The 15,518-nt window shown below is 67.3% G+C and carries 18 protein-coding genes; 8 read left to right on the top strand and 10 right to left on the bottom strand.

Translation table 11 applies throughout. The features are described from left to right. Complete coding sequence (locus tag MVF76_RS05545; protein ID WP_297527803.1) at positions 1-1,116, top strand: ABC transporter permease; 1,116 nt, start codon at positions 1-3, stop codon at positions 1,114-1,116. Between the two features lie 13 nt (positions 1,117-1,129). Here MVF76_RS05545 and tal read toward each other — a convergent pair whose 3' ends face one another. Beyond that, entirely contained in the window at positions 1,130-2,248 is a 1,119-nt protein-coding gene (gene tal / locus MVF76_RS05540; RefSeq protein WP_297527802.1) for a transaldolase, read from the bottom strand. A gap of 123 nt (positions 2,249-2,371) precedes the next feature. Further along, entirely contained in the window at positions 2,372-3,022 is a 651-nt protein-coding gene (locus tag MVF76_RS05535) for an adenylate kinase (protein ID WP_297527801.1), read from the bottom strand. A gap of 240 nt (positions 3,023-3,262) precedes the next feature. Between MVF76_RS05535 and MVF76_RS05530 the strand changes: the two genes are divergently transcribed. Next, complete coding sequence (locus MVF76_RS05530; protein ID WP_297527800.1) at positions 3,263-3,889, top strand: uracil-DNA glycosylase family protein; 627 nt, start codon at positions 3,263-3,265, stop codon at positions 3,887-3,889. Here the strand turns inward: MVF76_RS05530 and MVF76_RS05525 are convergent. Then, positions 3,886-4,227, bottom strand: a complete 342-nt coding sequence (locus tag MVF76_RS05525; RefSeq protein ID WP_297527799.1) for a metal-sulfur cluster assembly factor — start codon at positions 4,225-4,227, stop codon at positions 3,886-3,888. The genes MVF76_RS05530 and MVF76_RS05525 overlap by 4 nt on opposite strands. Before the next feature lie 62 nt (positions 4,228-4,289). Between MVF76_RS05525 and MVF76_RS05520 the strand changes: the two genes are divergently transcribed. After that, complete coding sequence (locus tag MVF76_RS05520) at positions 4,290-5,252, top strand: patatin-like phospholipase family protein (protein WP_297527798.1); 963 nt, start codon at positions 4,290-4,292, stop codon at positions 5,250-5,252. 7 nt (positions 5,253-5,259) lie between these two features. Here the strand turns inward: MVF76_RS05520 and MVF76_RS05515 are convergent, their stop codons facing one another. Further along, on the bottom strand, positions 5,260-5,637 hold the full coding sequence (locus MVF76_RS05515) for a hypothetical protein (RefSeq protein ID WP_297527797.1): 378 nt from the start codon (positions 5,635-5,637) through the stop codon (positions 5,260-5,262). 79 nt (positions 5,638-5,716) lie between these two features. Continuing rightward, the gene (locus MVF76_RS05510) at positions 5,717-6,016 is read right to left on the bottom strand and encodes a hypothetical protein (protein ID WP_297527796.1); all 300 of its coding nucleotides are present in this window, start codon (positions 6,014-6,016) and stop codon (positions 5,717-5,719) included. A gap of 285 nt (positions 6,017-6,301) precedes the next feature. Between MVF76_RS05510 and MVF76_RS05505 the strand changes: the two genes are divergently transcribed. Then, on the top strand, positions 6,302-7,930 hold the full coding sequence (locus tag MVF76_RS05505) for a putative bifunctional diguanylate cyclase/phosphodiesterase (RefSeq protein ID WP_297527795.1): 1,629 nt from the start codon (positions 6,302-6,304) through the stop codon (positions 7,928-7,930). Positions 7,931-7,936: 6 nt separating this feature from the next. Here the strand turns inward: MVF76_RS05505 and MVF76_RS05500 are convergent, their stop codons facing one another. Then, positions 7,937-8,671, bottom strand: coding sequence for a methyltransferase domain-containing protein (locus tag MVF76_RS05500; protein ID WP_297527794.1), 735 nt, complete (start codon positions 8,669-8,671; stop codon positions 7,937-7,939). A gap of 76 nt (positions 8,672-8,747) precedes the next feature. On the opposite strand from MVF76_RS05500, the gene MVF76_RS05495 reads away from it, so the two are divergent. Beyond that, entirely contained in the window at positions 8,748-9,092 is a 345-nt protein-coding gene (locus tag MVF76_RS05495) for an SET domain-containing protein (RefSeq protein WP_297527793.1), read from the top strand. A 119-nt stretch (positions 9,093-9,211) separates the two neighbouring features. On the opposite strand, the gene MVF76_RS05490 is transcribed toward MVF76_RS05495, so the two are convergent. Next, on the bottom strand, positions 9,212-10,702 hold the full coding sequence (locus tag MVF76_RS05490) for an HDOD domain-containing protein (protein ID WP_297527792.1): 1,491 nt from the start codon (positions 10,700-10,702) through the stop codon (positions 9,212-9,214). Between the two features lie 152 nt (positions 10,703-10,854). Here MVF76_RS05490 and MVF76_RS05485 point away from each other — a divergent pair, with 152 nt between their 5' ends. From MVF76_RS05485 to MVF76_RS05475, 3 genes are read left to right on the top strand one after another with little or no spacing between them, the layout of a single operon-like run. Further along, the gene (locus tag MVF76_RS05485; RefSeq protein ID WP_297527791.1) at positions 10,855-11,157 is read left to right on the top strand and encodes an antibiotic biosynthesis monooxygenase; all 303 of its coding nucleotides are present in this window, start codon (positions 10,855-10,857) and stop codon (positions 11,155-11,157) included. Next, on the top strand, positions 11,154-12,341 hold the full coding sequence (locus tag MVF76_RS05480; protein WP_297527790.1) for an iron-containing alcohol dehydrogenase: 1,188 nt from the start codon (positions 11,154-11,156) through the stop codon (positions 12,339-12,341). The genes MVF76_RS05485 and MVF76_RS05480 overlap by 4 nt, the downstream gene beginning before the upstream one ends. Continuing rightward, positions 12,338-12,934 carry a DUF938 domain-containing protein gene (locus tag MVF76_RS05475; protein ID WP_297527789.1) on the top strand — a complete coding sequence of 199 codons (597 nt, stop codon included), beginning with the start codon at positions 12,338-12,340 and terminating at the stop codon, positions 12,932-12,934. Before MVF76_RS05480 ends, MVF76_RS05475 begins: the two co-directional genes overlap by 4 nt. A 5-nt stretch (positions 12,935-12,939) precedes the next feature. Here the strand turns inward: MVF76_RS05475 and MVF76_RS05470 are convergent, their stop codons facing one another. The 3 genes from MVF76_RS05470 to MVF76_RS05460 form a co-directional block, all read right to left on the bottom strand. Further along, positions 12,940-14,877, bottom strand: a complete 1,938-nt coding sequence (locus tag MVF76_RS05470; protein ID WP_297527788.1) for an ATP-binding SpoIIE family protein phosphatase — start codon at positions 14,875-14,877, stop codon at positions 12,940-12,942. Then, entirely contained in the window at positions 14,874-15,170 is a 297-nt protein-coding gene (locus MVF76_RS05465) for an STAS domain-containing protein (protein WP_297527787.1), read from the bottom strand. The genes MVF76_RS05470 and MVF76_RS05465 overlap by 4 nt, the downstream gene beginning before the upstream one ends. A gap of 221 nt (positions 15,171-15,391) precedes the next feature. Then, the coding region (locus MVF76_RS05460; protein ID WP_297527920.1) for an iron-sulfur cluster assembly scaffold protein at positions 15,392-15,518 on the bottom strand (127 nt) is incomplete at its 5' end.

Genomic DNA, 15,518 nt, shown 5'->3' with positions numbered 1-15,518 from the left:
ATGCAACGACTGCTGCGCATCCTCGCCCTGATCCGCAAGGAACTGCTGGCGCTGCTCAAGGACAAGCGCAGCCGCTTCGTGCTGATCGGCCCGCCGCTGGTGCAGCTGATGGTGTTCGGCTATGCCGCGACCTTCGATCTCAATCGCGTTCCGCTGGCGGTCTACAACCAGGACGACGGCCCCTGGTCGCGCGAGCTGATTGCCCGCTTCCGGGGCTCCGAGGCCTTCGAAGTGACGCGGGAACTGGAACGGGAAGGCGATATCGCCGAAGTCATCGATCGCCGCGAGGTGCTTGCGGTGCTCATGATCGATGCCCGCTTCGGCGCCAGCCTGGTCCGCGGCAATCCGGCCCCGGTGGCGCTGGCGGTCGACGGCCGCAATTCCAACACAGCGCTGATCCTGCTCGGCTATGCGCGACGCGTGGTCACCGATTTCAACCAGGACTGGGCGGCACGCCACGGTCGCCCGCTGCCGCCGGCACAGGTCAGCGCCCGTGCCTGGTACAACGCCAACCTGCAGTCGCGCTGGTTCATCGTGCCGGGCATCGTGGCGCTGCTGACACTGGTGGTGACGCTGGTGGTGACCGCGCTGTCGGTGGCCCGCGAACGCGAGGCCGGCACCTTCGACCAGTTGATGGTCACGCCGCTGACCCCCTTCGACATCCTGATCGGCAAGGTGACGCCGGGCTTCCTGGTCGGCATCGTCGAGGCCAGCTTCATCATCCTGATGGCAGCGGTCTGGTTCGAGGTTCCCCTGCGGGGATCACTGCCGGCGCTGTATGCGGGGCTGGGGCTGTTCCTGCTCTCGGCCGTGGGCGTGGGCCTGATGATCTCGTCGTTTGCCATCACCCAGCAGCAGGGTCTGCTGGGGGCCTTCCTGTTCCTGGTGCCGGCGGTCATCCTGTCCGGCTTCGCGACGCCGATAGAAAACATGCCGCACGCGATCCAGCTCATCACCCTGATCGACCCGCTGCGCTATTTCCTGGTGGTGGTGCGCATGGTGTTTCTGGAAGGCGCAGGCTTGGGCGACCTGCTCGACCAGTTCTGGCCCATGGCCCTGATCGGCGGGGTGGCGCTGACCACCGCCACCTGGCTGTTCCGTCACCGTCTGTACTGAAGGGTGGCGGGATTCAGTCCGCCATCCCTGCAAGGGTTTCCAGCAGCGACTGGTAGGGATCCACGAACTTGCGGATGCCCTCTTCCTCGAGCTGGTCGTCGATCTCGTGCAGATTGATGCCCAGTTCCACCAGCCCGTGCAGCACGGCGGGCGCGGCCTCGATGGCGGCATCGATGCGCACCGCCGGATCGCCGTGGTCACGGTAGGCATCCAGCGTCTTGGGCGGGAGGGTGTTGACGGTGTCGGGTGCGATCAGCGGCTCGACGTACTTGATATCGCTGTAGCTCGGGTCCTTGGTACCGGTGGAGGCCCACAGCAGGCGCTGTACCCGGGCGCCGGCGGTGGCCAGCGCCTGCCAGCGGCCGGTGTGGCAGCGCTCGCGGAAGCGCCGGTAGGCAAACGCGGCGCAGGCGATGGCCGTCTGGCCGCGCAACTCGCGGGCCCGCGCCGCCCGGTGCGGGTCGTCGCCGGCAATGATGGCGTCCAGCAGCGCATCCACTTTCACATCGATGCGGCTGAGGAAGAAGCTGGCCACCGAGGCCACCGGCGCCAGCGGCAGGCCGGCGATGCGACGGTCCTCCAGCGCGCGTTCGTAGGCATCCAGGCAGTCGAGATAACGCCCCACCGAGAACAGCAGGGTCACGTTGACGTTGATGCCCTCGGCCAGCAGCCGGCGGATCGCCGGGATGCCCTCCCGCGTGCCCGGCACCTTGATCATGATGTTGGGGCGGTCCAGCCGCTGCCAGAGTTCCCGCGCCTCGGTGATGGTGGCTTCCGTGTCGCGGGCCAGCAGTGGCGAGACCTCGATGCTGACATAGCCATCACGCCCTTCGGTTGCTTCGTACAGGGCGCGAAAGGCATCCGCAGCCTGGCCGATGTCGGCGAGCACCAGCCGCTCGTAGAGCGTCTCGCGGTCGGCACCGGCCGCGCGCAGGCGCTCGATGTCGTCGCGGTAGGCACCGCCCCGGGCGATGGCCTTCTGGAAGATGGCGGGGTTGGAGGTGAGACCACTGACACCATCCTCCTGAATCAGCCGATCCAGGGTGCCGTCGACCAGGATCTCGCGATCGATGTAGTCCAGCCAGATGCTCTGGCCCAGGGCCGACAGGGCCTTGAGGGGATTCCCGCTCATTTCCTTCCTCCATGGTTTCCGCTCGACACGCTAACACAAGCCCGCCTGGGCCGCGACGATATCCCCAACGCAAGACCCCGGCACGAGGCCGGGGTCCGCGGACTTGCCAGTCGGAGTGCTCGCTCAGGCGATGCCGAGCTTTTCCTTGATGGTGTTGACCACCACCTCGCTGGAGGTGGCGGGGATGTCGACCAGGATGCCTTCCTTGCGATAGAAGTCGGCCAGCGGCGCGGTCTTCTCGTTGTAGGTGTCCAGACGCTTGCTGATGGCTTCCTCGGTCTCGTCATCGCGCTGGATGACCGGGCTGCCGCACTTGTCGCACACGCCTTCCTGCTTGGGCGGCTTGCTCTTGACGTTGTAGATCTCCTGGCACTCGGGGTTGGAGCAGGTGCGGCGGGTAGTCAGGCGATCGAGGATGACCTCGCGCGGCACGTCCAGGTTCACCACCATGTCGAGCTGGATGCCGAGACGGTCGAGCAGTGCCTTGAGGGCCTCGGCCTGGGGGATGGTGCGCGGGAAGCCGTCGAGCAGGAAGCCGTTGGCGCAGTCCGGTTCCTGCAGCCGCGCCTCCATGATGCCCATGATCAGGTCATCCGGCACCAGGTCACCGCGGTTCATGTACTCCTGCGCCTTCTTGCCCAGTTCCGTGCCTTCCTTGACGGCACCGCGCAGGATGTCGCCGGTGGAAATCTGCACCGAGCCGTCGATGGCGGTCAGCATCTTGGCCACCGTGCCCTTGCCGGCGCCGGGGGCGCCCAGAAGAATCAGTTTCATGTCTCACCTCTAAATGTCGTTCGCGAACCCCTGCGGGGTCGGTCCCCCGGCCACTGGCCGGCCCCTGAAACGGGCCCCGATTGTGCGCGACTTCGCCGGAATCATCAATGAATACGCTGTTTTTATCCACGCCCAGATTCTGCTTGGGGTCGACCGGCGCATCACCGGGCAGATGTGGACCGACCTGCCGGTCCCTGGCGCGGGATGTGATCGCGCGCCGGCTGGCTTCATAATGGGCGGATGTCCACGCCGCTCACCCGCCTGAAGCGCCACCAGTCCCGCCTGCGCCAGTGCCACCGCTGCCCCGACATGCAGGGTCCGCCGGTGGTCGGCCCGCCGGTGCTCTCCCCGATGCTGCTGGTGGGTCAGGCACCCGGCGACCGCGAGATCGTCATCGGCCGACCCTTTGCCTGGACCGCCGGCAAGACCCTGTTCCGCTGGTTCGAGGGCATCGGGCTGGACGAGGCGGCCTTTCGCGCCCACGTCTACATGGCCGCCGTGTGCCGCTGCTTCCCGGGCAAGAAACCGCGCGGCGGCGACCGTGTGCCCAGCGAGGAAGAGATCCGTCACTGCGCGCCCTGGCTTCACACGGAGCTGGAGATACTGGCGCCACGCCTGATCGTGCCGGTGGGCAAGCTGGCAATCAATCGTTTCCTGCATGCGAACCGGCTCGCCGACGTCATCGGCCGTCTGCACCGGGTCACGATCGAAGGCCGGGACACCGACCTGATCCCCCTGCCGCATCCCTCGGGCGCTTCCACCTGGCACCGCACGGAACCCGGCAAGACCCTGCTGGCGCAGGCGCTGGGCCTGATATCGGAACATCCGGCCTGGCGCCAGTTGCTGGCCGACGCAAATGCCGGTTAGTCCACCACCGACATGTTGATCCGCGCATGGTCCGACACCCGGTCGAGCGTCCAGGGCGGATCCTCGACGATGCGCACCCGGCAGCTTTCGATGCCGTCCAGCTCCCGCACCGTGTCGCGGATCTGCTGCGGCAGGGTAAGATTGCCGGGATGGCCCGGGCTGGAGAAGGCCAGGTCGATTTCCACGCCCTGTTCGTCGTCCACGCGGATGTCATAGATCATGCCCATGTTGAACACGTCGATGCGCGGCGTGGCCGGATCGAACACGGTGGTGAGCGCGCTCTGCACGCGGCGGACAATGGCCTGTTTCTTTCGGTCGCGGGAGGAAGCGCGGGCCATGGAGAGAACTCCGTCAAATAAGGAACGAAGCGCCATGATACCGCCCCACCCGCGCGGCAGCCATGACTGAGCCGGCGTTCAGCGCCCGCCGCCGCGGGCTGCTGGCGGCCTGCCTGGGCGCGGCGGCGCTGGCCGCCTGCGGTCGGCCAAGCCACGCCGCGCGCATCGGCCTGGCGCTGGGCAGCGGCGGCGCCCGCGGGCTGGCGCACCTGCCCATGCTGGAGACCTTCGACGAGCTGGGCATCCGCCCCCACCGGCTCGCCGGGACCAGTATCGGCGCCGTGTTCGCGGCCCTCTATGCCACCGGGCTGAACGGTGCCGAGATCCGCCGTCGCATCACACCGCTGATCCCCGAAGCCGGCAACGGCCGCGACGAGGGCCTGGACCTGCTGGGCCCGCTGCGGCTGCTGGAAATCCTCCAGCCTACCCTGGCCGGCGGTGGCCTGCTCAGCGGCGACGCACCCATGCGTTTCATCGCCGACATCCTGCCGGCACGCCGCTTCGCGGAGCTGCAGGTGCCACTGCGACTGGTGGCAACCGACCTGGAAACGGGCGCCCCGGTGGTCATGCACGACGGCGACCTGCTCGAGGCCATCCGCGCCAGTATCGCAGTGCCAGGGCTGTTTCCGCCCGTGCAGCGTCGCGGCCGGCACCTGGTCGACGGCGGTGTCGCCAATCCCCTGCCCTATGACCTGCTGCAGTCCTCCTGCGACGCGGTGGTGGCCGTGGACGTCAGCGGTGACGGTTTCGATGAGGCGGACGGGGAAGAACCCAGCTTCGCCGGGGTGCTCATGCGCAGCGTGCATGCCGCCAGCCGCAACCTGATCGCCGGGAAGCTCGCCTGCAATCCGCCCGATCTCTACATCCACCCGAAGATCCGCAATGTGCGCATGCTCGAGTTCTACAAGGCCGAACGGATCTTCGCCGAGGCCGAGCCTGCGCGCCGCAAGCTGAGGCGCGGACTGGCCCGGCTCACCGGCCAGCGTTTCCCGGGCTGCAGCCTGTCGGCCGACCGCGCCGGCTGAAACAGCCTCAGCCCGCGGCCACCACCTCGGCCAGCGCCTCGGCGGTCACCGGGTGCTCCAGCACCGCATGCAGCGGGAAGCGCTCGCCCAGGCGATCCGCCCAGGGCCGCTCCGCCTTGTCCACCATCACCACCACCCGGGCCGAGGGCGCGTACCTCTGCAGGCTGGCCAGAAACACATCCAGATTACCCAGATTGGCCCCGGCGTAGTTGTTGCCATAGCCGTAGAAGAACTCGGCCACGACCCAGTCGGGCGGCTCGCGCTTGAGGGCGGCAATGGCCTTGCGCACCGAGCGGAACACCTGATGCTCCAGCCCCAGCCGATGGTAGTGAACCGAGGCATCCGGATGGGTAGGCGATTCCATGATGGAATAGAGCCGTGTCATGCCCTCACCCCCTCTCCCGCTTCAACGGCCTGTGGGACTCAGCGCCGATCCGCTGCGCCGGGCCCGGCAAGCCGTTGATTCACGCCCGGCCGACGTTGATATCCGTGGGCGAATGATAGTACTCGCTTTCCTCGGCATACTGACGAAGCTGTTCGCGCAGTTCCGCCATCCGCGCCTCCGCAGTCTGCACGCGCGCGCATTCCTCGCACTGCGGATCCCCGCAGGGCTGGTGACTGTAAAGCCAGAAGTGCACCGCGCCGGCCAGCAGACCGTCGGCGATGTCCCACAGGCTGGCCTCGGGCCGCGACTCGGCAAGCTGGTTGCCCAGCGCCACCACCGCGGCGGCGGCCGCATCGAAGGGATGTTCGTCTGTGTCCATGGGTGCCTGGTCTCCGGGACTGCCTGCGGTCAGGGGCGGACTATTCTAGCAGCAGCGCAACGCCCCGGATAGCCATACAATTTGTTGTTTTCACTGAATGTTTTTCTCTCGCCGCATCCCGTCTCGAGATTTGAAATGTTTTCGTGCCACCGGCCGTCCATTAAAGATGCTGTCATAATCTGCCGCTGAAACCCGTAGCCCGCCTATGGCGCAAGGGTGGAAGGCGGCGGGCCTATCCCCGGGGGACGGATGCCACAGCAACTGCAGCAAACAGGGCCTGGGGCCTTGGCAGTACCGGATTCACTGCTCGCCCACTGTTTCCGCAACCTGTCCGACGGCCTGTTCGTACTCGACGGCAACTACCGGCTGGTTGCTGCCAACTCGGTCCTGGCCGCCTGGCTGGGCCTCGAACAGACCGACTTCGCGCAACCGAAAGCGCGCCCGAGGCTGGATGCGCTGCTCGATTGCAGCTGCCCCCTCGACAGCGCGGGCGAACACCGGTTCGAATGCAGCTTGCCGCGCACCGGAGGCAGCGGCCGGCTGGAGATCAGCCTGATGCCGGTCGAACTGGACGGCCAGATCTACTTCACCGGCATCGCCCGCGACATATCCGATCATCGCCGCCGCATCGAGCAGCTGGAACACCAGGCCCGGCACGATGGCCTGACCGGGCTCGGCAACCGCAGCGCCTTCGAGGATCGGCTGCGCCGGCTGCACGAAGATGCCCGCGCCAACGGTCATACCCATGCCCTGCTTTATCTCGATCTCGATCACTTCAAGGTAGTGAACGACACCCATGGCCATCCGGTCGGCGACCGGCTGCTATGCGAGATCGCGGGGCTGCTGCTCGCACGTGTACGCGACCGTGACCTGGTTGCCCGCCTGGGCGGCGACGAGTTCGGCATCCTGCTCGAACACTGCACCATGCATGACGCCGAGGCGCTGGGGCAGACCCTGGTGCAGGCCATAGACTGCCACCGCTTTGTGTGGAACGGCCATAGCTTCCGGGTCAGCGCCAGTATCGGCCTCACCACCATCACCCGGGAACGGAAGAGCTGTGAGGAAGTGCTGAGCTTCGCCGACGCTGCCTGCTATGTTGCCAAGGACAATGGCCGCAATGGCGTACAGGCCTATTTCGGCGGCGTGCGCTGTACCGGCAAGCGAAAGGAACTCGACTGGGTCAATCGCCTCCATGCGGCACTGGAACAGAACCGCTTCCGGCTTTTCTACCAGCGCATCCTGCCAGTGGCATTTCGTGGCGAACGCGAATACCGCGAACTCCTGCTCCGGCTGATCGACGAAGATGGCCAACAGGTGTCGCCGGCCGAATTCCTTCCAGTAGCCGAACGCTACGACCTGATGCCAGCCATCGACCGCTGGGTACTCGATCGACTGCGACAGTCACTGGCATCCCTGCCACCCTCCGCCCGGCGATTCAAGACCCACTATGCGATGAACCTGTCCGGCGCCAGCCTGTCGGACAGTGCTTTTCGGGAGCAGCTCATCGAGACCGTGGAACACCCCGCCTTCGAACATATCGAGCTCTGTTTCGAGATCACCGAGTCGGCCGCCGTCCGCGACATGGACCGTGCGGTGTCACTGATGGAACGCCTGCGCAGGACCGGCTGCCGGATTGCCCTGGATGACTTCGGCCAGGGCATGTCGTCCTTTGCCTACCTCAAGCACCTGCCCATCGATTACCTGAAGATCGACGGCGCCCTGGTACGGCAGATGCACACCGACGAACGCGATTTCCGCATCGTCGAGGCCATCAACCAGATGGCCCAGCACCTGGGCTTCCGCACGGTCGCGGAATTCGTGGAACAACCGGCGATCCTCGAACGTCTGGCACAACTCGGCGTGGACTTTGCCCAGGGCTTTCACCTGCATCGGCCCGAGGCGTGGAAGGGTTGATCACCCCTACGCTGCTGCCCGCGGACCCTGCAGCCGATAGCCACGGGCTGCGTCCAGATAGGGGCGGATCTCGGGCCACGTCCGCAACTGCTGCCTCAGCGCCTCCAGGTCGCGGTCCCCGCCCCATGCCAGCACCCGGTTGTCGTACCGTGGCAGGGTCGCCACCAGTTTCAGCAATGGCACGCCAGCGAACCCGGCCGCGGCGCACGCCGATTCGCTATCGGTAAAGTTGGCGACCAGCACACCCCCGGGCACCAGCAGCCGCGTCAAGGCCCCTCGCCAGTCATGATCAAAGGGCACGGCGCGTCGCGGATCTCCATCCTGGCCGCCGAACAGGTCATCGATGACGCAGTCGAAGCGCGCGCCCCGGCAGTCGCCGACGAACTTCCGGGCATCGGCCTGCACCAGCCTCACTCCCGTCCGTGACAGCCCGAAGAAACGCCGCGCGACCGACAGATGCACGGCATCCAGATCGACGCCGGTGATCTCTGCCTGCGGAAAGAAGTGCAGCAACTGCCGGGCCACAGCGCCGCCACCGAGTCCCAGCAGCAGCACACGATGCACACCGGCGCTGCGCAGGAAGGCCGGCAGGGTGAGCAGGTCCCAGGGCGCCCCCGACATCACGGTGCGCGGGTTGAACTGGCTGTGAAAGATGCCGTCGGTATACAGGCGTCGCGAACGCCCGGCGCTGCGCACCTCGTAATGATGACCGTTCACGCGGCGCTGCCAGATGACGGCCATGCCGGTTTCCCTCCAGTGGATGCCTCGTGGCATAATACGCGGCCCCGTTTCATGCATCCAAGGACATCGCTGTTTCATGTCGTTCAAGCCAGACCTGCGCCTTCGTCACCAGCCCCAACTCATTGCCCGCAAGGTCCAGGCCCGCCCCTCCGCCATTCATGGCAAGGGCCTGTTCGCACGCCGCCCCATTCGCGCCGGCGAACACCTTGGCAGCTATCGCGGACTGCGCACCCGCAGTGACGGCAAGTACGTGCTCTGGGTCGAGGGCAGCCGCGGCCGCCGCCACGGTCGGCGCGGAACCACCCTGCTGCGCTATCTCAATCATGCCGACGCGCCCAATGCGGAGTTCGACGGCTTCGACCTGTTCGCACTCGAGGACATACAACCGGGCGAGGAAATCACTATCGACTATGGCGGCTGAAGGCCCGGCTGGCGTGCAGAACTGACACCTTCTCCCGGATTACCGCCCCGCAGGCTGCCATCCCGGCTACAGACGTGTTCGGGCAAGGCTCGATGGCCCGCACCTACCGAGGCCGGCGCTCAACGTCGGGCGTGGGACAGCGCCAGATTGGCCTGAATCCCGAAATGACGGAAGGCCGCGCAGGCCTCCTCGTCCAGTGGCCGGCCACTGGGGAGGCGATCTGCGTAGAACAGTCCAATCACCTTGCCCTGCACCTCGATGGGCGTGGCCAGGAAGGGGCCGTCCCCGATCACGGCGCGCACGTCCGGGGTAAGCAACTGCCGCAGGCGCGGATCGGCCTGTTCATCCAGGAGTACCGGCTGGCGGCTGTCGATGACATGAAACCAGATGTTGGCCTGCACCGCGGAAATCGGGAAGCGGAAGCGGGTGCGCAGCACTTCCGCCTGCTGGCCCAGGGCGTAGCGCGCGACCAGCCGGCCGCGATCGGCGGTAAGCAGCGCGAACAGGGTGCGGTCCATGCCCACGCCGCGAAAGATGCCTTCCAGCACCATCTCCAGCACCAGATTGACGTTGAACTCGCTTTCCAGCAGCGCCGAAAGCTCTCTCAGTATACGCAGCTGAAGCATGGGATCGGGCTCGGGGAATTCGGGCGGCCGCTCGGCCCGGGCCGCCGCCTCGGCGGCAGACAGTTTCGAGGTTCGTGGCAACGGGATGCGTTCCACCGCCTTGCCGGCGCCGAAGCAGGCCGCGGTGCGCGCCGCCCTGCTCGCGTTCTCGTACACCAGCTCGGTCAGGTCCCGCAACGGCATGTACAGGGTCTCTGCCAGCCGCGCCATCAGCTTGCGCATGGGCTCCGATTCCCAGCCCTGTTCCTCCGCCAGCCGCGCCAGTTCGTGGGCCAGTTCCACGTTGCTCACCCGCGGATCGTCGTCGCCGCGTTTCTCCAGGGCGTGGATGAGCAGATCCCCCAGCTTCCACTGGCGGGAGAGACCCAGCGACAGCTCGGACAGATCGAAACCCAGCAGCGCCCGGGCCGCGGCGTCGGCATCGGCCCCGGGCACCGAGAGTTCGGCATCGAGCTGCTCGGCAACGGCACTGCCATAGCTCCAGAAGGCCAGCTGGCCGAGCTGGCGCAGCAGGGTCGCGATAAAGACCTCCTCCGGTGCCGGGTCCTTGCGCCGCTCGGCAAAGGCCCGGGCCTGCACGGCGGCGTGGAAGCAACGCGCCATGTCCGCGGCCAGCCGTTCCTTGTGCGCGCCCTCGGCGACCGATTCGACCACGGCGATGGACAGGCACAGGCTGCGCACGGTGTTGAAGCCGAGCATGACCACGGCGCGGGACACGGTGCTGATGTGCTTGCCGGTGAGGTTGTACAGCGGGCTGTTGGCGATGCGCAGCAGGCGCGCGGTCATGGCGGCGTCCTGCAGCACCACGGCGGCCAGTTCCGCGGCCGAGCTTTCGCGGTCTCCGGCCACGCCCGAGATCTGCTCCACCGTGCGCGCAAACGCCGGCATGCCCCGCTCGCTGAGCATTTCCACCCACTCGCCAAGGGATCTGGGTGCGCGCGGCGCCCCGGATTCGGCAGTCGCGGCGGTGCGGGGTTCGGTCATGATCGTTTCCGGGATCGGCGGCAGCGCCCCCTCGGCGCTGCCCGGCCTTCTCCTCAGGTTGTCGGAAGGCGGTGCCCCGGGCTTGAGCTCGAACCGGTGGCCGGGCTTTGGGTAAACTGTCGCCCCACCACAGGCACAGGGAGGGCAGCCCGATGCAGGTCACACTGGTTCATGTCCGGGTCAAACCGGAACACATCGACGACTTCATCGCCGCCACCGGCGACAATCACCGTGGCTCGATCGAGGAGGCCGGGAACCTGCGCTTCGACGTGCTGCAGGATCCGCAGGACCCGGCCCGCTTCCTGCTCTACGAGGCCTTCGCCAGCGCCGAGGACGCCGCCGCCCACAAGCAGACCCCGCACTATCTGGCCTGGCGCGAGCGGGTGGCCGACTGGATGGCCGAGCCCCGGCGTGGCGAACCCTGGCACTGCCTGTTCCCGGAGACGCCGGCTTGATCGCACCCTTCGACATCGCCCGCCTCCCGCGCATCGCCTTCGGCAGCGGCACGCGCCGCCGCCTCCCCGAACTCTGTGCCCGCTTCGGGTCCCGCCTGCTGCTGGTCACCGGCGCCCGCTCGCTGCAGGCCTCGCCGCACTGGCCGGGGTTGATCGAGGGCCTGGAACAGGCGGGGCTGGCCTGGTCGCACTGCACCATCGGCGGCGAGCCCTCGCCCGAACAGGTGGACGCGCTGGCCGCCGGGTACCGGGATGCGGACATCGACCTGGTGCTGGGCATCGGCGGCGGCAGCGTGCTGGACGCCGCCAAGGCCATCGCCGGCCTGCTGCGCGTCGAACATTCGGTGATGGACTATCTGGAAGGCGTGGGCCCGGAGCTGCCCTACGAGGGCCCGGCCACGCCCTTCATTGCCGTGCCCACCACCGCGGGCACCGGCAGCGAGGCCACGAAGAACGCCGTGCTCAGCCGCCAGGGCACGGACGGCTTCAAGAAGTCGTTTCGTCACGAGGACCTGGTGCCGGCCTGGGCCGTGGTGGACCCGGACCTGCTGGACACCTGCCCACCCCATCTCGTCGCCGCCAACGGCATGGACGCGCTGACCCAGCTCATGGAGTCCTACGTCTCGCTGCGCGCCAACGCCATGACCGACGCCCTCGCCATCTCCGGCCTGCGCGCGGCGCGCGACAGCCTGCTGCCCTGGTTCGAGGGCCGGGGCGACCTCGCCGCGCACCGTGCGGGCATGGCCTATGCCGCGTTGCAGTCCGGCATCACCCTGGCGCAGACCGGACTGGGCTCGGTGCACGGCCTGGCCTCGCCGCTGGGCGCCTTCTTTCCCATCCCGCACGGCGTGGTCTGCGGCACCCTGGTCGCCGAGGCGACGCGGGTAAACATCGAGGCCATGCGCGCACGCGAGCCCGACAACCCCGCGCTGGGTCGTTACGCCCGTCTGGCCGAGATCCTGTGCGAGCGCCGCATCCGCGAGCCCGAGGCCGCCTGGTCGGCGCTGGTGGCGCGGCTGGAGGATTGGACGAACCGCCTGCAACTGCCGCGCCTGGGGGGCTACGGCGTCCGCCGGGAGGACATTCCGCGCATCGTCGCCAACAGCCGCGGCTCGAGCATGAAGACCAACCCCATCGTGCTCACCGACGAGGAGATCGCCGCTATCGTCGAGGCCCGCCTGTGAACCACAAGCCCTTCGCCGAATCCTGCGAGGAAAACAAGCGGCCCATCCTGGCGGTGCTTCGGGAGGCGTTCGCCGACTGCCGGCGGATTCTGGAAATCGGCAGCGGCACCGGACAGCACGCGGTGTTCTTCGCCGCCGAGCTGCCGCATCTGCTCTGGCAGACCAGCGACCTGCCCGAACACCATGCCGGCATCCGTGCCTGGCTGGCCGAGGCCGGCCTGCCCAACCTGCTGCCGCCGCTGGCCCTGGACGTGGCTCGGGATCCCTGGCCTGAGGCTCGATACGACGGTGTGTTCAGTGCCAACACCAGCCACATCATGCACTGGCCCGAGGTCGAGGCCATGTTTGCGGGCATCGGCCGGGTGCTCGCACCCGGCGGACGCTTCTGCCTTTATGGACCCTTCAATGTGGACGGCCGCTACACCAGCGAGAGCAATGCCCGCTTCGATGCCTGGCTCAGGGCGCGCGATCCGGAGAGCGGACTGCGCGACATCGAGGCGCTGGACCGGTTGGCGCAATCCGCGGGGCTGACCCTGAGCGCCGACCACGCCATGCCCGCCAACAACCATACCCTGGTATGGACACGCGACTGAGCTGTTCAGCGGACATGCAGCACAGCACGTACCCGGCGCCCGCCCTCCTCGAACACCAGTTCCCGGCTCAGCGACTGTACCAGCCTGAGCCCGCGTCCGAAGGGCAGCCCGCCATGTTCCAGGTCGATCCGCCCTGAAGGCACCGGAAAGCCACGACCCGAATCGGCCACCTCAACCACCAGCTCCTGCCCATCGTCGAGCGGCCGGCTGGTTACATGGATCTCTACATGGCCAGCCTCGAGCCGCGCCAGTGCCGCCTCGCGTTCGGCATAGTAGCGCTCGAAGCCCCCGGGCCCGGCCTTCATCGCCGAGTCCAGCCCGAGCACGCCATGATCGACGGCATTGTTGACCAGCTCTCCCAGCACCAGTTCCAGTGTTTCCAGCCCCTCCTGGCGGCGTTCGAACTCGCGCACCGAGTGATACAGCACGGGCACCGGCTGGATCAGCCGCAGGGCGTCCGCCTCCACCCGGACATGCAACGCCCAATGCCCGTGCGCGCCCCGTGCGGCCACTGTCCCTGGCTGTGTGCCGACACCCGGTTCCAGAACCTCCGCGATCATGAAGGTCAGGTCATCGGTCTGCCCGGCACCCCGACTGAACGCTTCCAGATCCTTGCGCAGCGCCTCGGCCAGAGCCGCAGCGGGCAACGGACGCTGCAGCAGGACCTCCAGTCGCTGTTCGCCGTATGGCTCGCCGGCCGGATTCCGCTGTTCCGTCACACCGTCGGTGGCCAGAAACAGGTGCTGCCCGGGCGCGATCGGCCAGCGCTCGCAATCGGACTCGAAGTCAGGTTCCCCGAGAATGCCCAGCGGCACGTGACGGGACTCGAAGCGATGCAGCACCCCGCCACCCGGTGCAAGAAGATAGGCGGCAGGAATGCCGCCGTTCCAGATTCGCAACAGGCCGCGCCGGTCATCCATCTCGATCAGGCAAGCGGCAAGAAACAGGGCGTCGGGCAACTGCGCCTGGAGCCTGCCGTTGATTTCGGCCGCGATGGCATCGATACCGAAACCCTTTTGCGTCATGCCCTGAAACATGTGCGCCACCGGCAGCGCTCCCAGACTGCCGGCCAGACCGTGGCCGGTAAAGTCGCCGAGCAGAAAGTGCCGGCAACCGTCCGGGCGATCGGCGGCCAGCAGCAGGTCGCCGTTGAACAGGGACTGACTGGACAGGTGGTACACCAGACCGGACCGGTCCAGCGCTGCCCGCGGCACGATGGCATTGAAGACCGACAGCGCAATCTCCTGCTCGGCCCGCATGCGCTCCCCGTGCAATTCGAGCTGCGCCGCGCGTTCGCTGAGCGCCTCGACCAGCGCCCGGTTCTCTATGCCGAGTTCGATGGCGCGCCGCAGCAAATCGCCAGTGCGCCGGGCCACTACCAGCAGAATAGCGAGATAGAGCAGGGTCAGCAGGCCCAGGCCGACATTGGTATCGCCACCGGCGCTGAACAGGCGCAGGCTGACCGGCGTGATGGCGGCGATCAGAAAAACGGCGGCTGCCGGCGGGCTGGGCGCCAGCACCGGTACCGAACCGCCACTGATACCGGCGAGAATGGCCATGAGGAAGAACTGGTGGGCCAGCGAAGCATTGTCGAAGAACAGCCAGCCGGACGCACCCCAGCCCAGCGCCGAGATCAGGACCGCCCACAGGAAGCGCCGTTCCCAGCGTCGCGCCCTGTCCAGGTCGGTCACGCCCTGTTCGTGAAAACGTCGTACCAGCCACAGCCTCAACAGGACGGCGCCCAGCATGAAGCCCAGCCACCCCAGGGTTACGCTGGTACCGGACGTCCGCCACAACACCGCCGCCGCCACCAGCGCCACGCCGAGCGCCCCGTACTGGGCAAGGGGCGATTGGCTGAACAGGGAACGGATCAGTTCCAGGCGCACCTGGTCACGATCGGGGACAGGCGGCCTGGCCCGCGTCTGGAGCCGTTCCGCGCTCATTCGAGACTGAACAGCTTCCCGAAGTTGGCGATGTCCAGAATTCGGCGGATGGTATCGCTGGCGCCGCTCAACACGACCTGCTCGCGGCAGTCACCGGCATGCTTGCGCAGCAGCAGGAGCATGCCCAGGGCCGAACTGTCGAGATACACCACCCCGCTCAGGTCCACCCGGTAACGGCGGTCGGGGGGCAGGCCGCGATAGGCCTCGCGGAAGGCGCGCTGGCTGGCGAAATCGAAGCGGCCGCTGATCTCGATGCGAATCTCTTCGTCACCGGAATGAACGCGAATGGGCATGCTGTCGTCCTGTCACCGGAGGCACAGCGAACACTAAAGCACAGCCGGACGCGGCTGTCATCGGTCCGCCCCGGATCCAGGACTGCCACCCGCGCCGGCAGAGCGGTGGGTGCCCTGTGCCGGGCCGCGAAAGAGGCTCAAAAACCCGAATGGCCGGAACAGATACCGAAACGGGGCCCGTAGGCCCCGTTTTCAGGTACACCAGATGAAGTAAAGAATGCTCAGGCGCTTTCCGCGCTGTCGGTGTGGTCGGCGTGCTTGCGCTGGTAGTCGCCGATGGCCGCCTTGATCGCGTCCTCGGCCAGCACCGAACAGTGAATCTTCACCGGCGGCAACGCCAGCTCCTCG

It is taken from the genome of Thiohalobacter sp. (assembly GCF_027000115.1).
Lineage (GTDB): Bacteria > Pseudomonadota > Gammaproteobacteria > Thiohalobacterales > Thiohalobacteraceae > JALTON01.
This window is presented reverse-complemented; position numbering and strand designations above follow the sequence as displayed.